Origin of the sequence: Planktotalea sp. (genome assembly GCF_039984035.1) — a bacterium.
Lineage (GTDB): Bacteria > Pseudomonadota > Alphaproteobacteria > Rhodobacterales > Rhodobacteraceae > Planktotalea.
The window spans coordinates 1-2,962 of sequence record NZ_JBDWVM010000392.1 but is presented as its reverse complement, the minus strand read 5'-3'; the positions used below and the strand labels follow the sequence as shown (position 1 = coordinate 2,962).

The following is a 2,962-nucleotide window of genomic DNA, read 5'->3' as shown; positions in this document are numbered from 1 at the left end:
CGAGCACTGCGCGAAAGGCATCTGGCCCGACGAACAGCTCGTGAAATCCTGCAGGGGCCAGCGAATAGCCCCCATCCGCGCGTCGTCGCCATGCAATGCGCGCATCGACTGCGCTGTCTGACACGACATCTGGCAAGGCTTCCGTAGCGGCCACTGTCGCACGCACCGACAATTGCGGAACCGACACGCCATGGCGTCGCAGCAAGAGCGAGGACCAGGAGCCTCCCGCAAGCGCCACGCGCGTTGATTTGATCCGTCCCTTTTCGGTGATCACCCCAGTGACCTTACCGCCCTCGATATCGAGCATGCGCACCGCGCAATTCTCAATGATCCGCACCCCATCTTCAACCGCTGCGCGCGCCAGTTTCGGCACCGCAATCCAAGGCTCTGCGCGAAGATCATGAGCGGTATAAAGCGCACCATGCCAGCGGGCATTGGCCGTCGGAATATGATCAGCGAGCTCATGGGCCGACAGAACCTTGGACGACAACCCATAGGGCGCGGCATCGCGCAGCCATGTCTGAAACCCCTCCATGCCCGCCTCGTCCGCGGCCATAAACAACGTGCCGGTCTGTGCAAGCCCGACGCCACCCGCGCGCTTGTCCAGCTCGGCCCACATCGTTTGCGCCTCTTGCATGATCGGGATTTCGGCAATGTCACGCCCCTGCGCGCGGATCCATCCCCAATTGCGTGACGATTGTTCTGCCGCGATACGGCCCTTTTCGAGCAGCACGGGTTTCAGCCCAGCGCGCGCCAGCTCCCACGCGGTCATCACCCCGATGATGCCACCGCCTATGACAATCGCGTCCGCGTCACTTGGCAAGGGCGCGTCATGTTCAACCGCGCTTTGCTCTGTGATCGGAAAGCTCATTCAGCCCAGCCGATCAAGCAAGTGCAGCATGAAATCATGCCCCGCATTGAACTGCGCAACGGTGCAAAATTCATTGGGTTGATGGGCCTGCGCGATATCGCCGGGGCCACAGATCACCGCAGAATACCCGCGTTCCTGGAACTGTCCGGCCTCGGTGCCGTAGCTTACCTTGTGTGATGCATTATCGCCCGTGATTTGGCGCACCATGGTTTCGGCCTCGCCCTCTTCTTCAGGCACCAAGGGTGGCACGTTAAAGCGTTGCTCTAGGTGAATGCGGGTTTGTGGCACGATGGCCTGCATTTCGGCCTCTACCTCGCGCACTTTTTCAAAGTAGCGCTTGCCCCATTCCGTCGGATCCTCCCCCGGCACCACGCGAAAATCGAGGCCGAAACGGCAGTCCTTCGCTGTGATGTTATGGGCTGTACCCCCTTCAATCATACCTACATGAACCGTGGTAAAGGGCGGATCAAACAGCGCGGCGATGTCATCTGGGGCTTTGCCCATGTTCTCAGCGTTCATCTGGTTGGCCCATTCAATCAGTTTGGCGCCAAACATGATCGCGTTCACGCCTGTGTGCAGCAGCGAGCTATGCACCTCAAACCCTTCCACATGGGTCAGCCAACCGCGCCCGCCTTTGTGGCCCGTCACCGCCTGCATCATCGAAGGTTCGCCGACGATCACAGCGCTGGCCTTTGGCAGTACTTCCACCATGCGATCAATCATGGGCGGCGCACCAAGGCAGCCGATTTCCTCATCAAAGCTCAGCGCGATCTGCAAAGGGCGTTTCACCCCGCGTTTATGCGCCTCGACCAAGGCCCAAACCGCTAAGGCGTCAAAGCCTTTCATATCGCAGGTGCCGCGCCCGTAGTATTTGCCGTCTTTCTCCGTCACGGTCCAAGGATCAGTGTCCCAAGGTTGGCCATCCACAGGCACAACGTCCGTATGCCCCGAGAGAACGACACCGCCCTCCACTTCTGGCCCTACATGAGCAAAGAGAGCGGCCTTTTCGACACTGCGCCCCTCGGTATCATCATAGTAGCGATGGCAGGTGATGCCGTGGCTGTTCAGATATTCCTCGACCCAATCAATCAGCGGCAGGTTACTGTCGCGCGATACTGTGGGAAAGCTGATGAGCTTAGTCATTAACTCAAGCGGGGAAAGGGTTTGGGTCATTTATCGTCTCTCTTTTCCAACCGAATTTCGGTAGGTGAAGCAAATATCACGCGTAGATATTCACCCATTTGAAAATTTAGATTGAACCAGTCGCGCAATTGTGTGCCACCGAAGACGCGCGGCGTTCGATTGCGATTGGTTGTTCTATCGAAATGCCCTTTTAGTTTTCGGAAATCCGCGACATCAATCGTTATCTCATCTCTATCTTCGTTAGGGAGATAGCGAGACGCTGAGACTCCAATATTTACAAAGCCTTGGGCATGATATGTTTTGCCTAGCTTTACGTCGTAATAAGGTTTGACCATAGTTCAATAACCGCTGTCGGTCAGCAACACATAATGCTCAGGGCTGACTTCCTTGTACTTGGACGGTTCGGCCACATATCCCACCTCATGCATGGGCGATGGGATCGGCTTAAAGTTCAAATCCTTCTCATCCTTGCGCTTGCGCGGATCAGCGATTGGAACGGCCTTCATCAAGGCTTGCGTATAAGCATGCTGGGGGTTCTCAAAGACATTCGCGCGCGGACCCATTTCCACGATACGGCCCAGATACATAACGCCCACATAGTGGCTTACGCGCTCAACCACCGCCATGTCATGACTGATGAACAGATAGCTGAGACCCATTTCCGCCTGCAGTTCCATCATTAGGTTCACCACCTGCGCCTGCACAGAAACGTCCAAAGCAGATACCGCTTCATCCGCAACGATCAGTTTCGGGTTCAACGCCAAGGCGCGGGCAATCGCCACACGTTGACGCTGACCACCCGATAACTCATGCGGGAAGCGACGCAAGAAACTGCGCGGCAGCTCAACACGGTCAAACAACATTTCGATCCGATCGGTCAGCTCCTGCCCCGATGCAGTGCCATAGTTGCGCATCGGTTCAGCAACTTGATCCATCAACTGCATCTGC

Annotated in this window: 4 protein-coding genes; all 4 read right to left on the bottom strand. The window is 56.7% G+C overall.

The annotated features are described in order from the left end of the window. A partial coding sequence (locus ABJQ89_RS17330; RefSeq protein WP_348497408.1) for an FAD-dependent oxidoreductase occupies positions 1-871 on the bottom strand: 871 nt, incomplete at its 3' end. Then, entirely contained in the window at positions 872-2,044 is a 1,173-nt protein-coding gene (gene argE, locus ABJQ89_RS17325) for an acetylornithine deacetylase (protein WP_348497407.1), read from the bottom strand. After that, positions 2,041-2,349, bottom strand: coding sequence for a hypothetical protein (locus tag ABJQ89_RS17320; protein WP_348497406.1), 309 nt, complete (start codon positions 2,347-2,349; stop codon positions 2,041-2,043). The genes argE and ABJQ89_RS17320 overlap by 4 nt, the downstream gene beginning before the upstream one ends. Before the next feature lie 3 nt (positions 2,350-2,352). Then, a partial coding sequence (locus tag ABJQ89_RS17315) for an ABC transporter ATP-binding protein (RefSeq protein ID WP_348497405.1) occupies positions 2,353-2,962 on the bottom strand: 610 nt, incomplete at its 5' end.